Source organism: Okeania sp. SIO2F4 (genome assembly GCF_010672385.1).
Lineage (GTDB): Bacteria > Cyanobacteriota > Cyanobacteriia > Cyanobacteriales > Microcoleaceae > Trichodesmium.
Genome location: NZ_JAAHGT010001375.1, coordinates 1 through 1,569 on the forward strand (window position 1 = coordinate 1; position 1,569 = coordinate 1,569).

Annotated in this window: 3 protein-coding genes; 2 read left to right on the forward strand and 1 reads right to left on the reverse strand. The window is 32.1% G+C overall.

Features of this window, described 5'->3' with window-relative positions; all coding sequences use genetic code 11:
• The first annotated feature begins 79 nt into the window (after window positions 1–79).
• A complete protein-coding gene (locus F6K22_RS40540) occupies window positions 80–730 on the forward strand; it encodes a hypothetical protein (protein ID WP_293110780.1) in 651 nt (216 codons plus the stop codon).
• Window positions 731–800: 70 nt separating this feature from the next.
• Entirely contained in the window at window positions 801–1,289 is a 489-nt protein-coding gene (locus tag F6K22_RS40545; RefSeq protein ID WP_293110782.1) for a hypothetical protein, read from the forward strand.
• Between the two features lie 120 nt (window positions 1,290–1,409).
• Here the strand turns inward: F6K22_RS40545 and F6K22_RS40550 are convergent, their stop codons facing one another.
• Window positions 1,410–1,562: a DnaJ domain-containing protein gene (locus F6K22_RS40550; protein ID WP_293110783.1), complete on the reverse strand. Its 153-nt coding sequence runs from the start codon at window positions 1,560–1,562 to the stop codon at window positions 1,410–1,412.
• Between the last annotated feature and the right edge of the window lie 7 nt (window positions 1,563–1,569).

The following is a 1,569-nucleotide window of genomic DNA, read 5'->3' on the forward strand; positions in this document are numbered from 1 at the left end:
ATCCTATGAGACAATCCTCTTATTCAAAAGAAGAGGTAATTATTAATTATTGAATTAAAACCTACAACCATATTCAATTATGCAGTCAGATTTAGCAGGATTAAAAATTACAAGAGGTGAAATTAAACATCTGAGTGGAGTGAATTTAGGTAGAATATTACGACCACCTACAAAAACTAAATATTTATCAGAAGGTTTGAAAAGTTTACTGATATTTTTACTGTTATTAATTAGTTATTGGATGGTAGTGCAAATTTTAAATCAATACCATTTACTGTTAATACTTATTTACGGAAGTATGGCAGTAGGATTATTTTTGGAAGATATTTATAAAATAGTTATAACCAACAAAAATCAACACCTAATTAAATTATTTGATGATGTAGATAAATATAATTCAATTATTCAGGCGATCGCTATTAATGACAAAATTGAAGCTGCTGGTAATTCCCAAGTTAAATTAAGTAACCGTACTGAAGTTATAAAAGCGTTAACACTAATTAGAGAAGACTTAATTAGGGCTTTAAAAACTGAGCGAATTATTCGGGAAAATAAGAAATTTATTGATGATAATACAGACTTGTTTGCCATTAACTTAAATACCTTGACAGCTTTGCAGATTAATGATATTGCGAGCGAACATGGAAGGTTACTCAATGAAGCTCTACAAATTGCCATTGAGGTTAGGGAAGAGATGAAAAAATTACAAGATGAAAATTTACCAAAATAGTCTATAATTTGTGCAATGTTAAAATTAAAGGATAACAAAAAACTATAGCGCTATAGTTGAAAAAATAATCATGAGAACTAGAGAAGCAGCATATTTATTGGGAATCTCTTGCCAAAGACTTAGAGTATTATTGAGTCAAGGTAGAGTCAGGGGTGCATCTAAAAAGAATGGTTTTTGGGAAATACCAACTTTTGGTGATGGAATGCCTGTTATTGTTCCTGGAAAAAGAGGTCCTGAAGGAACCTGGCGTCATAGCAACCAAGAAAAACCAGCAATGATTCATGTTAATCAACAGTTCATCAAAGGAAATGCCAAAAAAATCAAAGATAATCCAGGTAAACAAATCAACTTAATGCCTGTATTGTCTTGGAAACAGGGTGAACGTAACGATTATGGTTATCAATTGGAAATTAAAGGTTCGTGTATTATTGTTTATCGACCTTATCAACCAGCAGATTGCGGAGCGCAGTTGTGGATTAATACCCATAGCGAAGTGCAATTTATAGATATTCAATCTAATCCGGTGCTGGCTAGACAGCCATATCAATTTTGGAAATGATTAGATTAGATTTTCATATATTATAGTTGCTGCCAATGGTAGTATTCAAAGCTGAGAAAGAGTGTTTTTGGGAATCTCGGTAAATATTTCTATGGAAATTTTCCGTTTACTTCTTCCTTATTATTCCAATTTTTGAAGCAAAAACTGATTATAAGCTTGATTAATAATTTGCATTTTCAAAACAGCTTCTTTATCCCCATTTACATCAGGATGATATTGTCTAGCTAAACGACGATCAGCTAATTTCACTGTTTCCGCATTGGCATTCGGCATCACATCC

Excerpts from the sequence above, each read along its gene's own strand:
- F6K22_RS40540 (WP_293110780.1), top strand. The coding sequence starts at position 80 with ATGCAGTCAGATTTAGCAGGATTAAAAATTACAAGAGGTGAAATTAAA.
- F6K22_RS40545 (WP_293110782.1), top strand. The coding sequence starts at position 801 with ATGAGAACTAGAGAAGCAGCATATTTATTGGGAATCTCTTGCCAAAGA.
- F6K22_RS40550 (WP_293110783.1), bottom strand. The coding sequence starts at position 1,562 with ATGCCGAATGCCAATGCGGAAACAGTGAAATTAGCTGATCGTCGTTTA.